We start from the raw sequence: 18,196 nt of genomic DNA, 5'->3' as shown, positions 1-18,196 counted from the left end.
GGGTGTCCCCCACATCGGGGACAGGCGACAATCCGCCACACACGCTCCGCGCGGCCCGGAAACTGTCCCCCTGGGGTCCCCCAAAATGACGACTATGTATTTATCGGCCGTGCCGACAATATTGTTATTGCTAGGTGTCTCTCCTCGTGAGTTACACCGCCAATCACTCGCCGACTAGGGTAAGCGGGCGAGTGCTTTGGGGGCGAGTCAGGACGATATTCGGGTTGTCGTCCTGACTCGGGGTTTGAAAAGGGGCCGACAAATTCGGGTGTCGGCCCCTTTCATCCGTTAACGCCCACTTCTCCCGTCGCCGAGGGGCACGTCGTTGTCACTTTCGGCGCTCCGAAGCGACAACGACGTGCCCTTCGGCGGGTGGTCAGGAGGCGGCGACCACGAGCGGGCGCGGGATCTCCAGCCAGAGGTCGACCTCGTCGTCCTCCGAGTCCGCTCCCAGCGCGTTGGCGGCGCCGTCGTCGGACATCCGCAACCCCACCACCGTCACGGCGGTCTTGGACGACCGGGGCACCGTGCGCACGATCAGCTTGTCCGTCGTCGTGCCGCGGATGGCGTCCGCGAGCCGGCGCAGGACCGTCTCCAGCCCGGACTGGTCGAGGTCGTCGATGCCGCCCTCGTCGAGCAGGCTCACGACCACGCCGCGGCGGCGGGCGTCCATGACCTCCCGGCGCACGTCGTCGTTGAGCAGCCGGCGGCCGCGGATCTCGTCGCGGATGGCGCCCTCCAGATAGCGGCACTCGCGCCGCTCCGCCTCGGTGAGGTCGCCGCCGCGCCGCACGATCTCGGCGAGCATCGGCGCGGCCACGCGGTAGGTCTGCCGCAGGCGCAGCTGGCGCTCCATGACGTGCGCCTCCTGCGCGGCCTGCCACTCGGTGGCCTCCCGCTCCGCCCGGGCGAACTGCAGGGCGTCGCGGCCGGCCTTGGCGAGCGAGCCGGAGATGACGACGGCGACACCGACCCAGACGACCGAGCCGATGACGCCGAGGCCCGCGAGGGCGCCCGGTCCGGCCCAGACCACCGTCTGCACCGCGAGGAAGCCGACGCCGACCCACGCCACGAACTGCTGGCGGCGGACGGCGGCGATCGTCATCAGCGTGCCCACCGCCGCGACGTACCAGGTCGCGTAGCCGTTGTCCTTGGCCGGGTTCAGCTCGCTGGTGACCAGGATCGGGATGACCACGCAGACGGCGAGGTCGAACGACGCGAGCCACAGCGGCATCTTGGTCGGGCTCGTCGGCCACAGGCTGATCACCGTCGCGACCGCGTACAGCGCCATCGCGACGATCGCCGGGCCCGGGGTGCCGGGGATCGACAGCGACGACAGCCCGAGGAACAGGTGGTAGGCCGAGAAGAGCGCTCCGAGGCCGAGGAACAGCACGCGGTTGAGGGTGATCATCCGGCGGCCTCCTGCTCGCGCTCCACGACCGAGGTGCGCTCGGCCGCGGGCCAGACGATGGTGACCGTCGTGCCCTCGCCGGGCGCCGAGACGACGTTCGCGCGGCCGCCGACCTTCGCCAGCCGCTCGCGGATGCTCACCCGCAGGCCCAGCCGCTCGGCGGGGACCTCGTCGGCGTCGAAGCCGCGGCCGTCGTCGGTCACGATCACGCGGACCGCCGCGCCGTGCTCGCCGCCGCGGACGACCACGCTGCGCCGCACCTCGTCGCCGCCGGCGTGCTGCATGCTGTTGACCATCGCCTGCACGGCCGCCGAGTAGACGGCCTCCGCGACGTTGACCGGGAGGCTGTGCAGCTCGTCGTGGTCGCGCGCGTCCACCTCGAACGGCGACGAGAACGCCCGCGCGGCCGTCACCAGCCGGTCGGAGAGCTGTTCGACGCCGACCTGGGTCTGGTCCTCGGGGCCGGACGCCTCCGCGGCGTGCAGGTGGCCGATCGCGTCGGCGGCCATCCGAGCGGCGAGGTCCTTCTGCTCCTGCGTGCGGGCGCTCGCGGCGGACAGCAGGGTGGTCAGCACACTGTCGTGCACGATCGCGTCGACCTGCACACGCTCCACCTCGGTCGCGTGCTGGCGCACCGCGTTGCCGTACTTGGCGAGCGCCTGGCTCTGCGCGACGTCGACGGCGGTCGCCGCCTGCCGCATCATCGCGATGATGGCGAGGATGACGCCGCCGAGGATGATCGCGTAGACCGCGTCCAGCCCCGCCAGCTCCGCGCCGACTCCCCCGCCCGCGGGCAGCGCGCGGACGACGCCGTAGGCGATCGGGGTCAGGATCGTGTAGGCGATGGCCAGCCACAGCGGGTAGGCGACGGCGGCGAACGCGGTGAAGACCGAGCAGAGGAACCAGACCCACGGCTTGTCCGAGGTGAACGCCGCCGGATCGGCCGCGAGCAGCGGCCAGGTCACGATCGCGCCGAAGTACACGACCGACAGCACACCCATCGTGACCTTCACGACGCGCTGCGCGAAGATCGCCAGCACCACCGTCAGCGCGAGGCCGCCGAAGATCACGACCAGGACGATGACGCCCCACGGACTGCGCAGGGCGCCGAGCTGCCCGAGCGCCGTGGGGAAGGTCTGCAGCCCGAAGACGAGGCCGAACGCCGACACCGTGCGGTCCGAGATGCGTTCGATCCTGGCTCTGCTGAGCGGGTTGCGCGGCTTGGCCGACTCGCGGGGTGCTCCGGCGGCAGAGCGCGGGACGCTAGGCGCGCTCATTGCCCGTGTCGGGGTCGAGCCCGGGCAGGATGCCGTCCTCGACCGCGCGGCGGAGGAGGTCCACCTTCGTCGGGGCAGGACGGCCCACTTCCACGTACTTCACGCGGATACGGTCGAGGTACTCGCGCGCCGTCGAGTTGGCGATGCCGAGCTGGGCGGCGACCGCCTTGAGCGGCAGGCCGGACGCGTAGAGGTGGAGCACGTCGCGCTCCCGGCGGCCGAGCTGGGCCTTGGCGAAGTCGCTGTCCGCGTCGATCGCGGTGGCCCACTCCAGGTTGTTCAGCACGTCGCCGCGCGCGACCGTCTCGATCGCGTTCATGACGGTCGTGGTCGGCGAGGACTTCGGGATGACGCCGGCGGCGCCCGCGGCGAGCGCCTCGCGCACGCTGGCGACCCGGTCGGCGATGCTGTGGACGAGCACGGCGGCGCCGGTGGCCTGCGCGCGCTTGACGTTGTCGGTCACCTTGGAGCCGTCGCCGAGCGACAGGTCGAGGACGACGACGTCGCACTCCTGCGTGCCGAGCTGCTGGACGAAGTCGTCCACCGTCGCCGCGGTGACCACCACTTCGTAGCCCGCGTCCTGACAGGCCGCTTTGAGCCCGAGCCGCACGGACTCGTGATCGTCGACGATTGCCACTCGCACCATGCTGACCATCGTAGTGTGCGGGTACATGTATTCCGGTCGGATCACGGAGTCAGCGTGGCGACGGCCTCCACATGGTGGGTGTTCGGGAACAGGTCGAAGGCCCGCAGCGTGCGCAGCGGGTAGCCGCGCTCAGCGAAGTACGCGACGTCGCGCGCGAGAGCGACGGGGTCGCAGGCGACGTAGACGATCTGGGCCGGACGCATCGCGGCGACGGCGTCGACGACCTCCCGGCCGGCGCCGGAGCGCGGCGGGTCGAGCACGACGGTGGCCGCGCGCAACCGCGCGCGCTCGGTCGCGGTGGCTTCCGCGGCCAGGCCGGTGACGAAGCGCTCCACCCGGGCGGTCACGGCACTCGCGCCGACCCACTCGGCCAGGTTCTCGGCGGCGTCGTCGGTCGCGGCCTCGTCGGACTCCACCGAGGTGATGCGGAGCGTCGAGCCGAACCGGTCGCCGAGCGCCGCGGCGAGGAGGCCGACGCCGCCGTAGAGGTCGAGGTTCGCCGCGCGCGGGTCGAACAGCGCCTCGTCCACCGCGGAGCGGACGGCCTCTGTGAGCGTGGCCGCAGCCTGACGGTGCACCTGCCAGAAGCCGCGCGCGTCGAGCCGGAACTCGCGCTCGCCCACCCGCTCGCGGATCGGCACCGGACGGCGGCGCGGCCGGACCAGCCGCTTGCCCCGCCGCTCCGGGAGGTCGTTGACCAGCACATGGGTCGCCCCGCTGCCGGTCGCGACGACGTCGACGGACTCCGCTCCGGGGAAGCGCTGGCCGAACGGGGCCGACTCCTCGACGGCCGCCGTCGCCAGCGGGAGATCGGTGACCGGGACGATGGTGTGGCTGCGGGCGGCGTACGGCCCGATCGCACCGTCCTCGCCGACCTGGAGCCGGACGCGCGTGCGCCAGCCGGTGCCGTCGTCGGTCTCGCCGGCCACGGCCTCCACGACGGGGCCGGAGCCCGCGCCGAGCGCCTCGATGGCGGCAGCGTCGAGCTTCGCCGTGCGCTGGAGGGCGTCCACGATCACGCGCCGCTTGAGCTCGCGCTGGTGGTCGAGCCGGATGTGGCCGAACTCGGCGCCGCCCGCGCGCCGCTCCGGCGCCCGGCTCATCGCCGCGGCGCCCCAGACGTGCTCCTGCCGCTCGGCCGCGGGCTCCAGCACCTCCAGCAGCTCCGCACGCCAGAACCGGTCGTGCGCCTGGTCGGCGATCCGCGCGCGGACCCGCTCCCCCGGGATGGTGTCCGGCACGAAGACCACGCGGCCCTCGTGGCGGGCGACGAACACGCCGCCGTGCGCGACGTTGATAATGTCGAGTTCGACCTCGTCCTTCTGGGGCATCCTTCGAGCATCCCACAGGTGAACATGCGCCTCTACCTCGCCTCCACCTCCCCGCCCGCCTCGCGCTGCTGCGCGCGGCCGGCGTCGAACCGATCGTGGTGCCGTCGCACGTGGACGAGCCGGCGGCCGTCGCGGCGGCGGAGGCCGAGCACGGGCCGCTGTCGCCGCAGGCGATGGTGCAGCTGCTCGCGCGGCTCAAGGCGGAGGCCGTGCGCGGCACGCTGGACGGGGCGCCGATCGACGGCCTGATCCTCGGCGGCGACTCGGCGTTCGCGATCGACGGTCACATCCACGGCAAGCCGCACCTCCCGCAGGTCGCACGCGAGCGCTGGCAGCAGCAGCGCGGCCGCACCGGCGTGCTCCACTCCGGGCACTGGCTGATCGACCACCGCGACGGGCGCGAGAACGGCGCGGTCGGCGCTGCCGCGGTGGCCTCCGTCACCTTCGCCGACGTCTCCGACGCGGAGATCGACGCGTACGTCGCGAGCGGCGAGCCGCTGGAGGTCGCGGGCGCGTTCACCATCGACAGCCTCGGGGGCCCGTTCATCACCCGCGTGGAGGGCGACCCGAGCACCGTCGTGGGACTGTCGCTGTCGACGCTGCGCGACCTCGTGCGCCGGCTGGGCGTCGAGTGGACGGAGCTGTGGAACCGGGCCTGATCCGAATCCAGCAGCATTTGTCGACTCTCTGAAGCCTTGCGAATGCTTTTTTGTGAGTATCGTCCAAAAGCTGGTCCCGCTCCCGGCATAGGCTAGGGAATTGTGCCCCGTATCTCGAAGGTCCTCATCGCCAACCGAGGCGAGATCGCCGTCCGCGTCATCCGTGCCGCGAAGGACAGCGGAATCGCCTCCGTCGCCGTCTACGCCGACCAGGATCGCGACGCCGTGCACGTACGGCTCGCCGACGAGGCGTACGCCCTCGAGGGCACGACGAGCGCCGAGACCTACCTGGTCATCGACAAGATCCTCTCGGTCGCCCGCCGCTCCGGCTCCGACGCCGTGCACCCCGGCTACGGCTTCCTCGCCGAGAACGCCGACTTCGCCCGCGCCGTCATCGCGGCCGGCCTGACCTGGATCGGCCCGTCGCCGGAGGCGATCGAGCGCCTGGGCGACAAGGTGTCGGCCCGGCACGTCGCCGAGAAGGTCGGCGCGCCGCTCGCCCCCGGCACCCTCAACCCGGTCGCCGACGCGGCCGAGGTCCTCGACTTCGTCGACCAGTACGGCCTCCCTGTCGCCATCAAGGCGGCGTTCGGCGGCGGCGGCCGCGGCCTCAAGGTCGCCCGCACCCGCGACGAGGTCGCCGAGCTCTTCGACTCCGCCACCCGCGAGGCCATCGCCGCCTTCGGCCGCGGCGAGTGCTTCGTGGAGAAGTACCTCGACCAGCCGCGTCACGTCGAGACGCAGTGCCTCGCGGACGCCTACGGCAACGTCGTCGTGGTCTCCACCCGAGACTGCTCGCTGCAGCGCCGCCACCAGAAGCTGGTGGAGGAGGCGCCCGCGCCCTTCCTCACCCCGGAGCAGCTCGACAAGCTCTACAGCGCGTCCAAGGCCATCCTCAAGGAGGTCGGCTACCAGGGCGCGGGCACGTGCGAGTTCCTGATCGGCAAGGACGGCACGGTGTCGTTCCTGGAGGTCAACACCCGCCTCCAGGTCGAGCACCCGGTCTCCGAGGAGGTCACCGGCATCGACCTCGTGCGAGAGCAGTTCCGCCTCGCCGAGGGCGGCGAGCTCGACTACGAGGACCCGGCGCCGCGCGGCCACTCCTTCGAGTTCCGCATCAACGGCGAGGACGCCGGGCGCAACTTCATCCCCTCCCCCGGCCCCGTGCACGTGTTCAAGGCGCCGGGCGGCCCCGGTGTCCGCGTGGACAGCGGCATCCAGGCGGGCGACGTCATCTCGGGCGCGTTCGACTCCATGCTCGCCAAGCTCATCGTGACCGGCGCCAGCCGCGAGGAGGCGCTGGAGCGCTCGCGCCGCGCCCTGGACGAGTTCGAGGTCGCCGGCCTGCCGACCGTGCTGCCCTTCCACCGCGCGATCGTGCGCGACCCCGCCTTCGCCCCGCAGGACGGCGAGCCGTTCTCGATCTACACCCGCTGGATCGAGACCGAGTGGGCCGGCGGCGTCGAGCCGTGGTCGGGCGAGCTGGGCGAGTCCGGCGCGGCCGAGCGCCGCAGCAACGTCGTGGTCGAGGTCGAGGGCAAGCGCATCGAGGTGTCGCTGCCCGCGCGCCTGCTCACCGGCGGCGGCCCGGCGGAGGCCGCGGCTCCCGCCCCGCGCCGCCGCTCCGGCGCGCACGCCGTGGACACGGCGACCGGCGACTCGGTGACCGCGCCCATGCAGGCCACCGTCGTGAAGGTCGCGGTCGCGGACGGCGACGAGGTCGTCAAGGGCGACCTGGTGCTGGTGCTGGAGGCCATGAAGATGGAGCAGCCCCTCACCGCCCACAAGGACGGCACCGTCGCCGGCATCAACGCCACCGTCGGCGACACCGTCTCCTCCGGCCACCTCCTCCTCAACATCGTCTGACCCGGGGATGGCGGCCGTCGCTCAGGCAGCCGCCATCACCTGCCGCAGGTGCGCCAGGAAGATCTGCTCGACGCCATCGACACCCGCGCTCCCGCGCAAGAAGTGCGCCCAGTGGTCGTACACGGCCATCGACGCCGAGGCGATGCCGGGATAGTCGGGGTCCCATCCTCCGGCGTAGGTCGACTTCTGGAGGAGTTCGTCGCTCGGGATGTAGCACGGGATCTCGTTCGAGTACGCCAGGAACCACACTCCGTCCGATCCGCCGTTCTCCTGGCGGATGACGACGGCGAACCCGGACACGACCTCGCCTCCGCAGAACAGGAGGACCAGCTTCTCGGCGCCGCCGATGGTCCAGCGCTGCACGGGGAGGGGAATGCTCTTCTCCAGGTCCGCGAGCGGTGTCGTGTCGATGAGCTGGGTCATGCTGAAGGCGTGCCTGCGCTCGTAGCCGGCGATGGCGGGGTTCTCGCTCCTGGCGAGGTATTCCGCGCGGACGGCGGCGACGTTCCCGGCGGTGAGTGACACATCCAGCGGGAGAGTCACCTCTCCGTAGCCGGCGGTCATCGGGCCGGTCAGCGAGCGGCCCGCGGTCGCGATGGCGTCCACGATGGTCGTACCCAGCTCGTTCCCGAAGGTGTCGACATCGTCGAACGATCCGGCGGCGTTCGGGTTCTGGTCGCCGGCGGGCCCGGTCATGAACTGGGCGAAGCATCCCGGCCAGCGCCCTTCGATCGCCTCGATCGCCGGCACGGGATAGTCCCCGTCGAACACGGTCTGGGTGCCGCCCGCCACCGGGTGGGCCCCGTAGCCGAAGAGCACGGCTCGCGGAGTCCCGTCGCCGGCGCGGGCGACGAGACAGGGCACGTCCGTCTCGACGTACGGCAGGTCCTCGCGGTTGAACGAGAAGCCCGCCTCCAGCACCGCGTAGTCGAGGGTGCACGGGGTGCTCGGCGCGGCCTTCGTCTGCGCGACCAGTGTCGTGATGGTGGCGACCAGCCAGGCCGTGTACGTTCCGACCGAGGTGAGGTTCTCGAGGTCGTAGGCGATGAACGGATCCAGCCCCTCGGTGAGCACCGGCCCGTTGTGCGTGTGGGTCGCCGTCAGAACGAAGTCCTCCGATGGGACGCCCAGCCCGGTGACGGCCGTGCGGATCTGCTGGTGGGTGTCCCGCCGGAAGCCGAGCACGTCGGCGGTCACGACCACGTGCGGCACTGCGCCGTCGTAGATGATCGTGCAGCGCGCGTACAGCGGCCTGTTGGTGCCCGTGGCGAGCCGCGGTGCGTCCACCCCGTAGCCGGCCAGGGGATAGCCCACACTCGGTGTGATGTCGATCTTGCCCGTCGAGACGGAGAACATGGAGCGCCCCCTCTGCTCCCGCCGTCCGGGCCGATCCGGTCGGCGGCGAGTCACAGCGTAGAACCCGCATGGCGGCGGCGGCAACGCTTGTATTCCGCCGCGGGGGCGATCAGCCGGTGGCCTCGGTGGGGTCGCCCTTCAGATCGATGCTGATCTCGTCGGCGTCGAGGTTGCTGAGGGCGCCGGCGAGCACGTCGGCGCTGAAGGTGCCGTCGTCGCGGGCGTCGAGCAGCGCGTCGCGCTGGGCCCGGATGCGCTTCAGCCGGGCGACCTTGTGCTGGTTGAACGCCTCGGGCGTCCGCTCCGTCGTCTCCGGCATCGCCACCGCCTGCCCCGCCTCGTGCAGCAGCTCCAGCAGCCGCCTGCGCTCCTCCTTCTCCGCCTGCGGGTCGGAGGCCGTCGGCTTCACCACGCGCAGCGCCAGCCCGAGCGTCCCGCCCTGGAGCAGCAGCGACCCGGCAGCCACGAGGAACGCGATCAGCACCAGCACCGACCGGCCCGGCGTGTTCGACGGGAGGCTCTGTGCTGCGGCGACGGTGACGGCGCCGCGCATCCCGGCCCACACGACGATCGTGCCCTCGCGCCAGCCGAGCGGCGTCCCGGTGAAGTAGTCGATGTCCGCCAGCACCCGCCGCAGCCGCGTGCCGAACCGGGCGATGTTCTCGACCGTCCAGGCCCGCTGCCGTTGCCGCTGCCGCCGGATCAGCCGGCCGCGCCAGCCCGCGGGCGTCGCCCCGATCCGATCGCGCGTGACGCCCGCGGCCTCCTGGACCCCCGCCACCTTCGCGACCTCCGCGTGCGCGGCGTCGGGGTCGGCGGCCAGCACGTCCGCGTGGGCGTCCGGGTCCTCCGCCGGGTCGACGCCCTCCGGCAGGGCGGGCATCGCATCGGGTGGAGGCGGCCCCTGCTCCAGCAGCCGCCGCGCGGCCTCAGGGTCCTCCAGCCGCTCCTGCAGCTTGGTCAGCGCCGGCCGCATCCGCTCGCGCCTGCGTCCGCGGCGGGCGAGGAGTGCCAGCAGCGGCGCCACGAACGCGGCCCGCACGAGGATCGTGAGCAGCAGCGCGGCCGCCGCGATGCCGACCGCCGGCAGCACGCCGGAGTGGTCCGTCTGCACCTTCTGGACGATGCCGAACAGCTCCAGGCCCATGGTCAGGAAGATCATGCCCTCCAGCACGAGCTCGACCGTCCGCCAGTTCTGGGTGTCCGACAGCCGGTGCTCCGGCGACAGCACCCGCGGCGCGCGGCTGCCGGTGATCAGCCCGGCGACCACCGCGGCGACCAGCCCCGACGCTCCCAGCGCCTCGGCCGGGATGGAGGCCAGGAACGGCACGGTGAACGAGAGCACGGTGTTGACCGTCGCGTCCTTCACCCGCGCCCGCACGATCAGGTTCAGCCGCCCGACGACCCAGCCGAACACGACGGCGACGACCACCGAGTAGAGGAACGACAGCGTCACTGCGCCGAAGGTGAACGACGCCACCGCAGCCGCCGCGACCGCCGCCCGCAGCAGCACCAGCGCCGTGGCGTCGTTGAGCAGGCTCTCGCCCTCCAGGATGGCGACGACGCGCGGCGAGACCCCCGCGCGCTTGACGATCCCGGTCGCGACCGCATCGGTCGGGCTCACGATCGCGCCGAGCGCCACGCCCCACGCCAGTCCCAGCCCCGGGATGACCCAGGCGAAGAAGATCCCGAGCAGGACGGAGCTCACGATCACGAGCACCACCGAGAGCCCGCCGATCGCGCCGAACTCGCGCCGGAAGTTCATCGACGGCATCGACACCGACGCCGAGTAGAGCAGCGGCGGCAGCACGCCGGCGATGATCCACTCGGGCTGGACCTCCAGCACCGGCACGAACGGCAGGAAGGAGACCAGGATGCCGAAGACCACCAGGATGAGCGGCGACGCCACCCCGAAGCGCTGCCCGTAGACGGTGGCGGCCGCGATGGTCAGCACGGCGAGGACGCCGACGACCAGGACCTCCTCCATCCCGTGGCCTCCTGCCTAGAGCACGATGTGCATCGCCCGCGCGGCGTCCGAGATCGATCCGGAGAGCGACGGGTACACCGTGAACGCCCTCGCCACCTGGTCCACCGTCAGCCGGTGCTCCACCGCCAGTGCGAGCGGGAAGATCAGCTCGGAGGCCCGCGGCGCGACGATCACGCCGCCGATCACAGTACCCGAACCCGTTCGCGCGAACAGCTTCACGAAGCCGTCGCGGATGCCGAGCATCTTGGCGCGCGGGTTGGACTTCAGCGGGAGCTTGTAGATGTCCCCCTGCGCGATGCCCTCCTCGATCTGCTTCTGGTTCCAGCCGACGGTCGCGATCTCCGGCTGGGTGAAGATGTTCGAGGTGACGTTGCGCAGCTCGATCGGGTTCACCGCGTCGCCCATCGCGTGGAAGACGGCCGTGCGCCCCTGCATCGAGGCGACGGAGGCCAGCGGCAGCAGGTCGGAGCAGTCGCCGGCCGCGTAGATGTTCGGGATGGACGTGCGCGCGACCCGGTTGACCCGGATGTGGCCGGACGGCGTGAGCTGAACGCCCGCCTCCTCCAGGCCGATGCCCGCGGTGTTCGGGATGGAGCCGACGGCCATCAGACAGTGGCTGCCCTCCACGGTCCGTCCGTCTGTCAGCGTCGCGACGACGCCCTTCTCGGTGCGGACCACCGACTCGGCGCGCGACTTGGACAGCACCTGCATGCCGTTGCGCCGGAAGACGTTCTCGATGACGCTCGCGGCGTCCGCGTCCTCGCCCGGGAGGACCTGGTCGCGCGACGAGATGAGCGTGACCTTCGAGCCGAGCGCGGTGTACGCGGACGCGAACTCCGCGCCGGTGACGCCGGACCCGACCACGATCAGGTGCTCCGGCACGGTGGCGAGGTCGTAGAGCTGGGTCCAGGTGAGGATGCGCTCCCCGTCCGGCTCGGCGGAGGACAGGATGCGCGGGCTCGCGCCGACCGCGATCACGAAGGTGTCGGCCTCCACCCGGTCGAAGTCGGTGCCGGACGCGCCCGTCCCGGTCGAGACGATGATCGCCCCGTCCCCGTCGAGGCGGCCCTCGCCGGTGATGATGCGCACGCCCGCGCGGACGAGCTCGGCGCGCATGTCCTCCGACTGCTGGCGGGCGAGGCCCATCAGGCGCTTGTTGACGGCGGCGAGGTTGACGGCGATCTCGGGCCGGACCGGCTTGCCGGTCTCGCCGCGGGAGAAGAACTGGACGCCGAGGTCGGTGGCCTCGGCGATGGAGTTGGTGGCCTCCGCGGTGGCGATGAGGCTCTTGGAGGGCACCACGTCGGTGATGACGGCCGAGCCGCCGACACCGGAGCGCTCCACGAGCGTGACGTCCGCGCCGAGCTGCGCGCCGGCGAGCGCCGCCTCGTACCCGCCGGGTCCTCCGCCGAGGACGGCGATGCGCTGCTTGCGCTCGAATTCATAGGCCATGCTGCTTATTCTTCCGTATCCCGGTACACGGATGCGCACGCCGGCCGACGCTGTACCGCGCGGTGCCGCTCAGTAGAGTTGCCTCATGCTCGAAACCACCCAGAATCCGCTCGACGACCCCGCGGCCGACCCGTTCGAGGTCGCCAGGCAGGCGGCGCAGCAGCTCGCCGAGAAGACCGGCGTCGAGAAGCACGACATCGCCCTCACCCTCGGCAGCGGCTGGGGCAAGGCCGCCGACCTGATCGGCGAGACCGTCGCCGTCATCCCGGCTCACGAGATCCTCGGCTTCAGCAAGCCGGCGCTGGAGGGCCACGCCGGCACGCTGCGCTCGCTCCGCCTCCCCAACGGCAAGCACGCGCTCGTCATCGGCGCGCGCACCCACTACTACGAAGGCCACGGCGTCCGCCGGGTCGTGCACAGCGTCCGCACCGCCGCGGCCGCCGGCGCGACCACGATGGTTCTCACCAACGGCGCGGGCGGCATCAAGGAGCACTGGAAGCCGGGGACGCCCGTCCTGATCAGCGACCACATCAACCTGACGGCGGACTCCCCGCTGGAGGGCGCGACCTTCATCGACCTCACCGACCTCTACTCGAAGCGGCTGCGCGAGCTCGCGAAGACCATCGACCCGAGCCTGGACGAGGGCGTGTACACGCAATTCCGCGGACCGCACTACGAGACCCCGGCCGAGGTGCAGATGGCCAAGGCGATCGGCGGCCACATCGTCGGCATGTCGACCGCGCTGGAGGCCATCGCCGCCCGCCAGGCCGGCATGGAGATCCTCGGCATGTCGCTCGTCACCAACCTCGCCGCGGGCATCCAGAAGACCCCGCTCAGCCACCAGGAGGTCATCGACGCCGGCCGGGAGGCCGAGCCGGTGATCAGCGCCCTGCTCGCCCGGATCGTGGAGGCGCTGTGACCCCACAGGACACGCCTCGGCTCCTCGAGGACGCACGCGCCTGGCTCGCGCAGGATCCGGACCCGGAGACCCGCGCCGAGCTCGACTCGCTGATCGTGGCCGCCGAGGCGGGCTCGGCGGAGGCGGTCGACGACCTCCACGCGCGCTTCGACACCCGCCTGGAGTTCGGCACCGCCGGGCTCCGCGGCCGGATCGAGGCCGGCCCCAACCGGATGAACCGCGTGCTGGTCTCCCAGGCCGCGGCCGGGTTCGCCCGCTGGCTCCTGGAGCACGCCGAGGGCGCCCAGCCGTCCGTCGTCATCGGCTACGACGGCCGCAAGAACTCCGACGTCTTCGCGCGCGACACCGCCGAGTTGATGGCCGGCGCCGGTGTGCGCGCGGTCCTGCTCCCCCGGCTGCTGCCGACCCCGGTGCTGGCGTTCGCCGTGCGGCACCTCGACGTCAGTGCGGGCGTCATGGTCACGGCGAGCCACAACCCGCCGCAGGACAACGGCTACAAGGTGTACCTGGGCGGGGAGAACCACGGCTCGCAGATCGTCTCGCCGACGGACGCCGAGATCGAGGCGCACATCCTGGAGGTCGCGCGCGGCGACATCGGCGACCTCCCGCGCTCGGAGCAGTTCGAGATCGCGACGGCCGACGTGGAGGCCGCCTACATCGAGGCCACCGCCGCTGTCGCGACCACGACCTCCCCGCGCGACGCCGTCACGTTCGCGTACACCGCGATGCACGGCGTCGGCTGGCGCACCGCGGAGGCCGTGTTCCAGCGCGTCGGCTTCTCCACCCCCGTCGTGGTGGCCGAACAGCGCGATCCCGATCCCGCGTTCCCGACTGTGTCGTTCCCGAACCCCGAGGAGCCGGGAGCGATGGACCTGTCCTACGCGACCGGGCGCGCCGCAGGCGTGGACCTGATCATCGCGAACGACCCCGACGCGGACCGGCTGGCCGTGGCCATCCCGGACGACTCGGCCGACGGCTTCCGCCGGCTCAGCGGCAACGAGGTCGGCGCCCTGCTCGGCTGGCGCGCCGCGGACCTCGCCGAGCGGACATCGACCGCCGGGGCGGCTTTCGGCGCCCTCGCCTGCTCGATCGTCTCGTCACCGGCCCTGGCGGCCGTCGCGGCCGCCTACCACCTCGATTTCGCCGACACGCTCACCGGGTTCAAGTGGGTCTCCCGCGCCCCCGGCCTGATCTACGGTTTCGAGGAGGCGCTCGGCTACCTCGTCAACCCGCAGACCATCCGCGACAAGGACGGCATCTCGGCCGCGACGGCGTTCCTCGACCTCGCGAACGAGCTCGCCGCCTCCGGCCGCACGATCGCGGACCATCTGGACGCGTTCGCGGAGCGCTTCGGCTACTTCGCCAGCGATCAGATCTCGATCCGGGTCACCGACCTGTCCCGCATCGGCGAGATCATGGCCGCGCTGCGCTCGACCCCGCCGAGCCGCCTGGGCGACGTGGCCGTCGACCACATCGACGACCTCCGCGACGGCTTCGGCGCGCTGCCCCCGAGCGACGTCCTCCGCATCGTCCTCGCGGACGGCTCGCGCGTCATGGTCCGCCCGAGCGGCACCGAGCCCAAGCTCAAGATCTACATCGACGCCTCCAGCGACCAGGGGGACGTGCCCACACGCCGCGCCACCGCGACAGCGCGCGTGGCCGCCCTCGCCGACGCGATGCGCGCGCTCACGCAGTAGGGTCGGGCCGCGCCGCCGCGGGCCGTACCCCTGCACGCGCGCCGTGACCGACCAGGAACGCCGCAAGCGCCACCAGCGTCACAGCCGCGCCCGCGAACGGCACGGCCTCCGCCCCGCCTGCTCCGAGGGCGAGAGTGCCGATCGGGGGTGCGATCGCGATGCCGATGTACATGGCCGTCGAGTACCACGAGAGCACGAGCGCCGAGGAGCCGGGATCCAGGTGGACGAGGCGGTGCTGGACCGGGATGGCCATGGCGAACGCGGCGACGCCCCAGAGTGCGAAGACCGCGAGCGAGGCGGCGAACGACGCCTCCACGAACGGGAGTACGACGAGCGCGGCCACCTGGCCCAGGAGCGCGACGGCCGCGACCCCGCGGCTGCCGAAGCGGTCGGTCAGCGGGCCGGCCACGACGTTGCCGATGACACCCGCGACGCCGTAGGCCAGGAGCAGCGCCGCGAGCAGCGGCCCGGCGCCTCCGGTGGACGCCCGCGTCACGCTGGCGGAGAAGATGTAGACGATGTTGAACCCCGCGATCATGAAGACGGTGGTCGCGAGCAGCGCCAGCACGCGGAGATCGGCGAGGGCGGCCAGCCTGCGCCGCAGCGTGGCCTGCGGGGCGAGCGGGACCGCTCGCACGAGCACGGGGATCAGCGCGGCCAGTACAGCGCCGATGGCCACGACCGACCACAGCGCGAAGCGCCAGCCCGCGACGCCGCCGAGCGCGGTCCCGAGCGGTGAGCCGACCGCCGTGGCGAGCGTGAAGCCTGCGCCCACGAGCGCGAGGGCACGGCCGCGCTTCTCCGCCGGCGCGAGCGCAGCGGCGGCGGCTGTCGCGGTCGGCACCAGCGCGGCGCCGCCGATCCCGGAGAAGGTCCGGCCCGCGATGAACCAGCCGAGGTCGGGGGCCTGGGCGGCGACCGCGGTCCCGAGGGCGAAGACCGCCAGGCCCGTCGCCATCAGCAGCGACCGCGGCACCCGCGGGAGCAGGATCGAGATGGCGGGCGCGGCGACCGCGACGACGAGCGAGTAGGAGGTGATCGACACGCTGACAGCCGTGGGCGAGGTCCCGAGCGACGCGGCGATCTGCGGCAGCAGGCCGGCGATGACGAAGGCGTTCGTCCCGACGACGAAGAGGCCCAGCGCGAGGACCACGAGCGCCGGCGTGGTTCTGCGGTACGATTGTTCGATGATCGTCATACGGTTAGAGTACGGCGATTGTTCGATGATTGTCAAACAATTGGGTGCGTCATGACGGAATATCCCTCCCCGCCGATGGACGAGGTCCAGCTCGTGGACCTGCTCCGGGCCGTCGGAGACCCGGTGCGGCTGCAGATCGTGCGAGTGCTCGCCGACGGCGAGCCGCACCCCAAGGCGCTCACCGAGTGGGGCTTCGACGTGCAGAAGTCGACGATGGCGCACCACTTCAAGACGCTGCGCGAGGCCGGACTCACGAACACGATCGTGAACGGCCGCACCCACGACATCCAGCTCCGGCGCACGGAGCTCGACAAGCGCTTCCCGGGGCTGATCGCCGCCCTGCTCAGCGACTCGGCCGGCTGACTCCGGACCCAGCCGCCCGGTCGCTCAGCCCAGCGCCTCGTCCAGCTTCTGCTCCAGCTCGTCGAGGTCGAAGTAGTTCTGCACGACGATGACGTCCGCGTTGGTCGGACCGAGCCGGTCGACCAGCTCGGGCGACGTGAGGATGATCTGTGCGTCGCTCGACGCGGAGGCCACGCTCGCGACGTCCGCGGCGGTCACGTCCGCATCCAAGCCGAGGCGGTCGAGCACGCGCTCGGCGTTCACCTTCAGGATGCCGGAGGTGCCGATCCCGGCGCCGCAGATCGCGACGATCTTCACAGGGTCGTCCCCGTCGTCCCGGCCGTCGTCATCGCGCCGCCTCCTCTTCGCTGAGCGTGAGGATGCGCTGCACCTCCGCGACGTCGCCCGCGGCGGCCAGCGCCGGGATGGCGTCGGGGTCGTTGAAGACGTTCGCCAGCTCGGCCACGCTGGACACGTGCGCCTCCGGGGACGTCACGGCGAGGCCGATGACGACGGACACCGGGTCGTTGTGCGGGTGGCCGAACACCACGGGGTCGTCCAGCGTGACCACCGACAGCCCGTCGCGGTTCACGTCCGGCCCGGGCCGCGCGTGCGCCAGGGCGAGGCCCGGCGCGATCACGATGTACGCGCCGAACTCCTCGATCACCTGGATCATCCGCGCGCCGTAGGACTCCTCCGTCGCGCCGGAGCGCGCCAGCGCCTCCCCGCGAGTTCGACCGCGTCGCGCCAGTCGGACGCGTGGGCTCCGACGGTCACAGCGGTGGCGGGCAACGGTGGCAGCGGCATGGGTCCAGCGTACGCGTTAGCGGGTCACGAACCCTCGAAACCTGCTGTGATGATCTCGGCCAGTTCCTCACGCTGCTCGACCGGGAGGAAGGCCCCCGCCGCGGCGTTGAGCTGGAAGATCTCCAGGTCGGTGAGGTCGTACGAGAACGCGTCGGCGAGGATGCTGAGCTCGCGCGTCAGCGTCGTGCCGCTCATCAGCCGGTTGTCGGTGTTGACCGTGACGCGGAAGCCGAGCTGGTACAGCAGGTCGAACGGGTGGTCGAGGATGTCGTCGCCCCACGCCGCGATCGCGCCGGTCTGCAGGTTGGATGTCGGGCTCGTCTCCAGCGCGATCTCGCGGTCCTTCACCCACTGCGAGAGCGTGCCGAGGGTCACGTAGGTGTTCTCGTCGTCCTGGCGCTCGATCGTGATGTCCTCCGCCAGGCGCACGCCGTGGCCGAGGCGCAGGGCGCGCCCGTCGAGGAGGGCGCTGCGGATGCTGTCGAGCCCGTCCGCCTCCCCCGCGTGAACGGTGGCGGGGAAGAACTGCGACGCGAGGTAGTCGAACGCCGCCTTGTGGTTCGAGGGCGGGAAGCCCGCCTCGGGACCGGCGATGTCGAAGCCGACGGCGCCGCGGTCGCGGTGGCGCACGGCCAGCTCGGCGATCTCCAGGCTGCGGTCGGTGTGGCGCATGGCGCTGACGAGCTGGCCCACGCGGATGCGGCCGCCGGCGGCGCGCACGTCCTCGATGCCCTGCTCCAGGCCCTCCTGCACGGCCTCCACGGTCTCGTCGAGCGTGAGGCCGCGGGTGAGGTGCTGCTCGGGCGCCCAGCGGATCTCGCCGTACACGACGCCGTCGGCGCCGAGGTCCTGCACGAACTCGCGGGCGACGCGGCTGAGGCCCTCGCGCGTCTGCATCACCGCGGTGGTGAGGTCGAAGGTCTTGAGGTATTCGACCAGCGAGCCCGAGTTGGACTTCTCAGCGAACCAGGCGCCGAGCTTCACCGGGTCGTCGGCCGGGAGCTGGAGGCCGATGCCGTCCGCGAGCTCCAGCACCGTCGAGGGCCGCAGGCCGCCGTCCAGGTGGTCGTGCAGGGACACCTTGGGCAGCGCCCGGATGTCGGTCCCGTCGGCGAGCGTGTAGCTGCTGTTCTCGTTCAAGCTCATGTCTCTCAATCTACTGGCCTGCGTACTCCCGCAGACAGTCGTCGAAGCGGCGCATAATCCGCCGTCTCGCGGGTTTCGGCCCCACTTTGCGCCGCTTCGGCG

15 protein-coding genes and 1 pseudogene are annotated in these 18,196 nt (G+C 71.9%); 5 read left to right on the top strand and 11 right to left on the bottom strand.

Features of this window, described 5'->3' with window-relative positions; translation table 11 throughout:
- Positions 1-376: 376 nt before the first annotated feature.
- From ACQ86L_RS18500 to ACQ86L_RS18485, 4 genes are read right to left on the bottom strand one after another with little or no spacing between them, the layout of a single operon-like run.
- Positions 377-1,411, bottom strand: a complete 1,035-nt coding sequence (locus tag ACQ86L_RS18500; RefSeq protein ID WP_434316695.1) for a hypothetical protein — start codon at positions 1,409-1,411, stop codon at positions 377-379.
- Complete coding sequence (locus tag ACQ86L_RS18495) at positions 1,408-2,688, bottom strand: sensor histidine kinase (RefSeq protein ID WP_434316694.1); 1,281 nt, start codon at positions 2,686-2,688, stop codon at positions 1,408-1,410. The genes ACQ86L_RS18500 and ACQ86L_RS18495 overlap by 4 nt, the downstream gene beginning before the upstream one ends.
- A complete protein-coding gene (locus tag ACQ86L_RS18490; protein ID WP_345836774.1) occupies positions 2,675-3,334 on the bottom strand; it encodes a response regulator transcription factor in 660 nt (219 codons plus the stop codon). The genes ACQ86L_RS18495 and ACQ86L_RS18490 overlap by 14 nt, the downstream gene beginning before the upstream one ends.
- 41 nt (positions 3,335-3,375) lie before the next feature.
- Positions 3,376-4,665 carry a class I SAM-dependent RNA methyltransferase gene (locus ACQ86L_RS18485; protein WP_434316693.1) on the bottom strand — a complete coding sequence of 430 codons (1,290 nt, stop codon included), beginning with the start codon at positions 4,663-4,665 and terminating at the stop codon, positions 3,376-3,378.
- Between the two features lie 24 nt (positions 4,666-4,689).
- Between ACQ86L_RS18485 and ACQ86L_RS18480 the strand changes: the two are divergent.
- Positions 4,690-5,324, top strand: a pseudogene (locus ACQ86L_RS18480) (Maf family protein).
- Between the two features lie 102 nt (positions 5,325-5,426).
- A complete protein-coding gene (locus tag ACQ86L_RS18475) occupies positions 5,427-7,190 on the top strand; it encodes an acetyl/propionyl/methylcrotonyl-CoA carboxylase subunit alpha (RefSeq protein WP_434316692.1) in 1,764 nt (587 codons plus the stop codon).
- A 21-nt stretch (positions 7,191-7,211) separates the two neighbouring features.
- Here the strand turns inward: ACQ86L_RS18475 and ACQ86L_RS18470 are convergent, their stop codons facing one another.
- The 3 genes from ACQ86L_RS18470 to ACQ86L_RS18460 form a co-directional block, all read right to left on the bottom strand.
- Positions 7,212-8,546: a hypothetical protein gene (locus ACQ86L_RS18470; protein WP_434316691.1), complete on the bottom strand. Its 1,335-nt coding sequence runs from the start codon at positions 8,544-8,546 to the stop codon at positions 7,212-7,214.
- 109 nt (positions 8,547-8,655) lie between these two features.
- Entirely contained in the window at positions 8,656-10,533 is a 1,878-nt protein-coding gene (locus tag ACQ86L_RS18465; RefSeq protein WP_434316690.1) for a cation:proton antiporter, read from the bottom strand.
- Positions 10,534-10,548: 15 nt separating this feature from the next.
- Positions 10,549-11,985: an NAD(P)H-quinone dehydrogenase gene (locus ACQ86L_RS18460; RefSeq protein ID WP_434316689.1), complete on the bottom strand. Its 1,437-nt coding sequence runs from the start codon at positions 11,983-11,985 to the stop codon at positions 10,549-10,551.
- A gap of 85 nt (positions 11,986-12,070) precedes the next feature.
- Between ACQ86L_RS18460 and ACQ86L_RS18455 the strand changes: the two genes are divergently transcribed.
- Both ACQ86L_RS18455 and ACQ86L_RS18450 read left to right on the top strand, forming a co-directional pair.
- Positions 12,071-12,904 (top strand): purine-nucleoside phosphorylase, encoded by an 834-nt coding sequence (locus ACQ86L_RS18455; RefSeq protein ID WP_434316688.1) that lies wholly within the window; start codon positions 12,071-12,073, stop codon positions 12,902-12,904.
- Positions 12,901-14,601, top strand: coding sequence for a phospho-sugar mutase (locus tag ACQ86L_RS18450; RefSeq protein WP_434316687.1), 1,701 nt, complete (start codon positions 12,901-12,903; stop codon positions 14,599-14,601). The genes ACQ86L_RS18455 and ACQ86L_RS18450 overlap by 4 nt, the downstream gene beginning before the upstream one ends.
- On the opposite strand, the gene ACQ86L_RS18445 is transcribed toward ACQ86L_RS18450, so the two are convergent.
- Positions 14,591-15,799, bottom strand: coding sequence for an MFS transporter (locus ACQ86L_RS18445; protein ID WP_434316686.1), 1,209 nt, complete (start codon positions 15,797-15,799; stop codon positions 14,591-14,593). The two genes, ACQ86L_RS18450 and ACQ86L_RS18445, sit on opposite strands and share 11 nt — an antisense overlap.
- A 51-nt stretch (positions 15,800-15,850) precedes the next feature.
- Between ACQ86L_RS18445 and ACQ86L_RS18440 the strand changes: the two genes are divergently transcribed.
- The gene (locus ACQ86L_RS18440) at positions 15,851-16,162 is read left to right on the top strand and encodes an ArsR/SmtB family transcription factor (RefSeq protein WP_434316685.1); all 312 of its coding nucleotides are present in this window, start codon (positions 15,851-15,853) and stop codon (positions 16,160-16,162) included.
- Between the two features lie 24 nt (positions 16,163-16,186).
- Here ACQ86L_RS18440 and ACQ86L_RS18435 read toward each other — a convergent pair whose 3' ends face one another.
- From ACQ86L_RS18435 to ACQ86L_RS18425, 3 genes are all read right to left on the bottom strand, one after another.
- The gene (locus ACQ86L_RS18435; protein WP_345836785.1) at positions 16,187-16,459 is read right to left on the bottom strand and encodes a PTS sugar transporter subunit IIB; all 273 of its coding nucleotides are present in this window, start codon (positions 16,457-16,459) and stop codon (positions 16,187-16,189) included.
- Between the two features lie 28 nt (positions 16,460-16,487).
- Positions 16,488-16,817 carry a PTS sugar transporter subunit IIA gene (locus tag ACQ86L_RS18430; RefSeq protein ID WP_434316684.1) on the bottom strand — a complete coding sequence of 110 codons (330 nt, stop codon included), beginning with the start codon at positions 16,815-16,817 and terminating at the stop codon, positions 16,488-16,490.
- A 155-nt stretch (positions 16,818-16,972) separates the two neighbouring features.
- On the bottom strand, positions 16,973-18,094 hold the full coding sequence (locus tag ACQ86L_RS18425) for an adenosine deaminase (protein ID WP_434316683.1): 1,122 nt from the start codon (positions 18,092-18,094) through the stop codon (positions 16,973-16,975).
- Positions 18,095-18,196 lie beyond the last annotated feature (102 nt).

This window comes from Leifsonia sp. P73 (assembly GCF_051059105.1).
In the GTDB taxonomy this organism is placed as follows: domain Bacteria; phylum Actinomycetota; class Actinomycetes; order Actinomycetales; family Microbacteriaceae; genus Leifsonia.
This window is presented reverse-complemented; position numbering and strand designations above follow the sequence as displayed.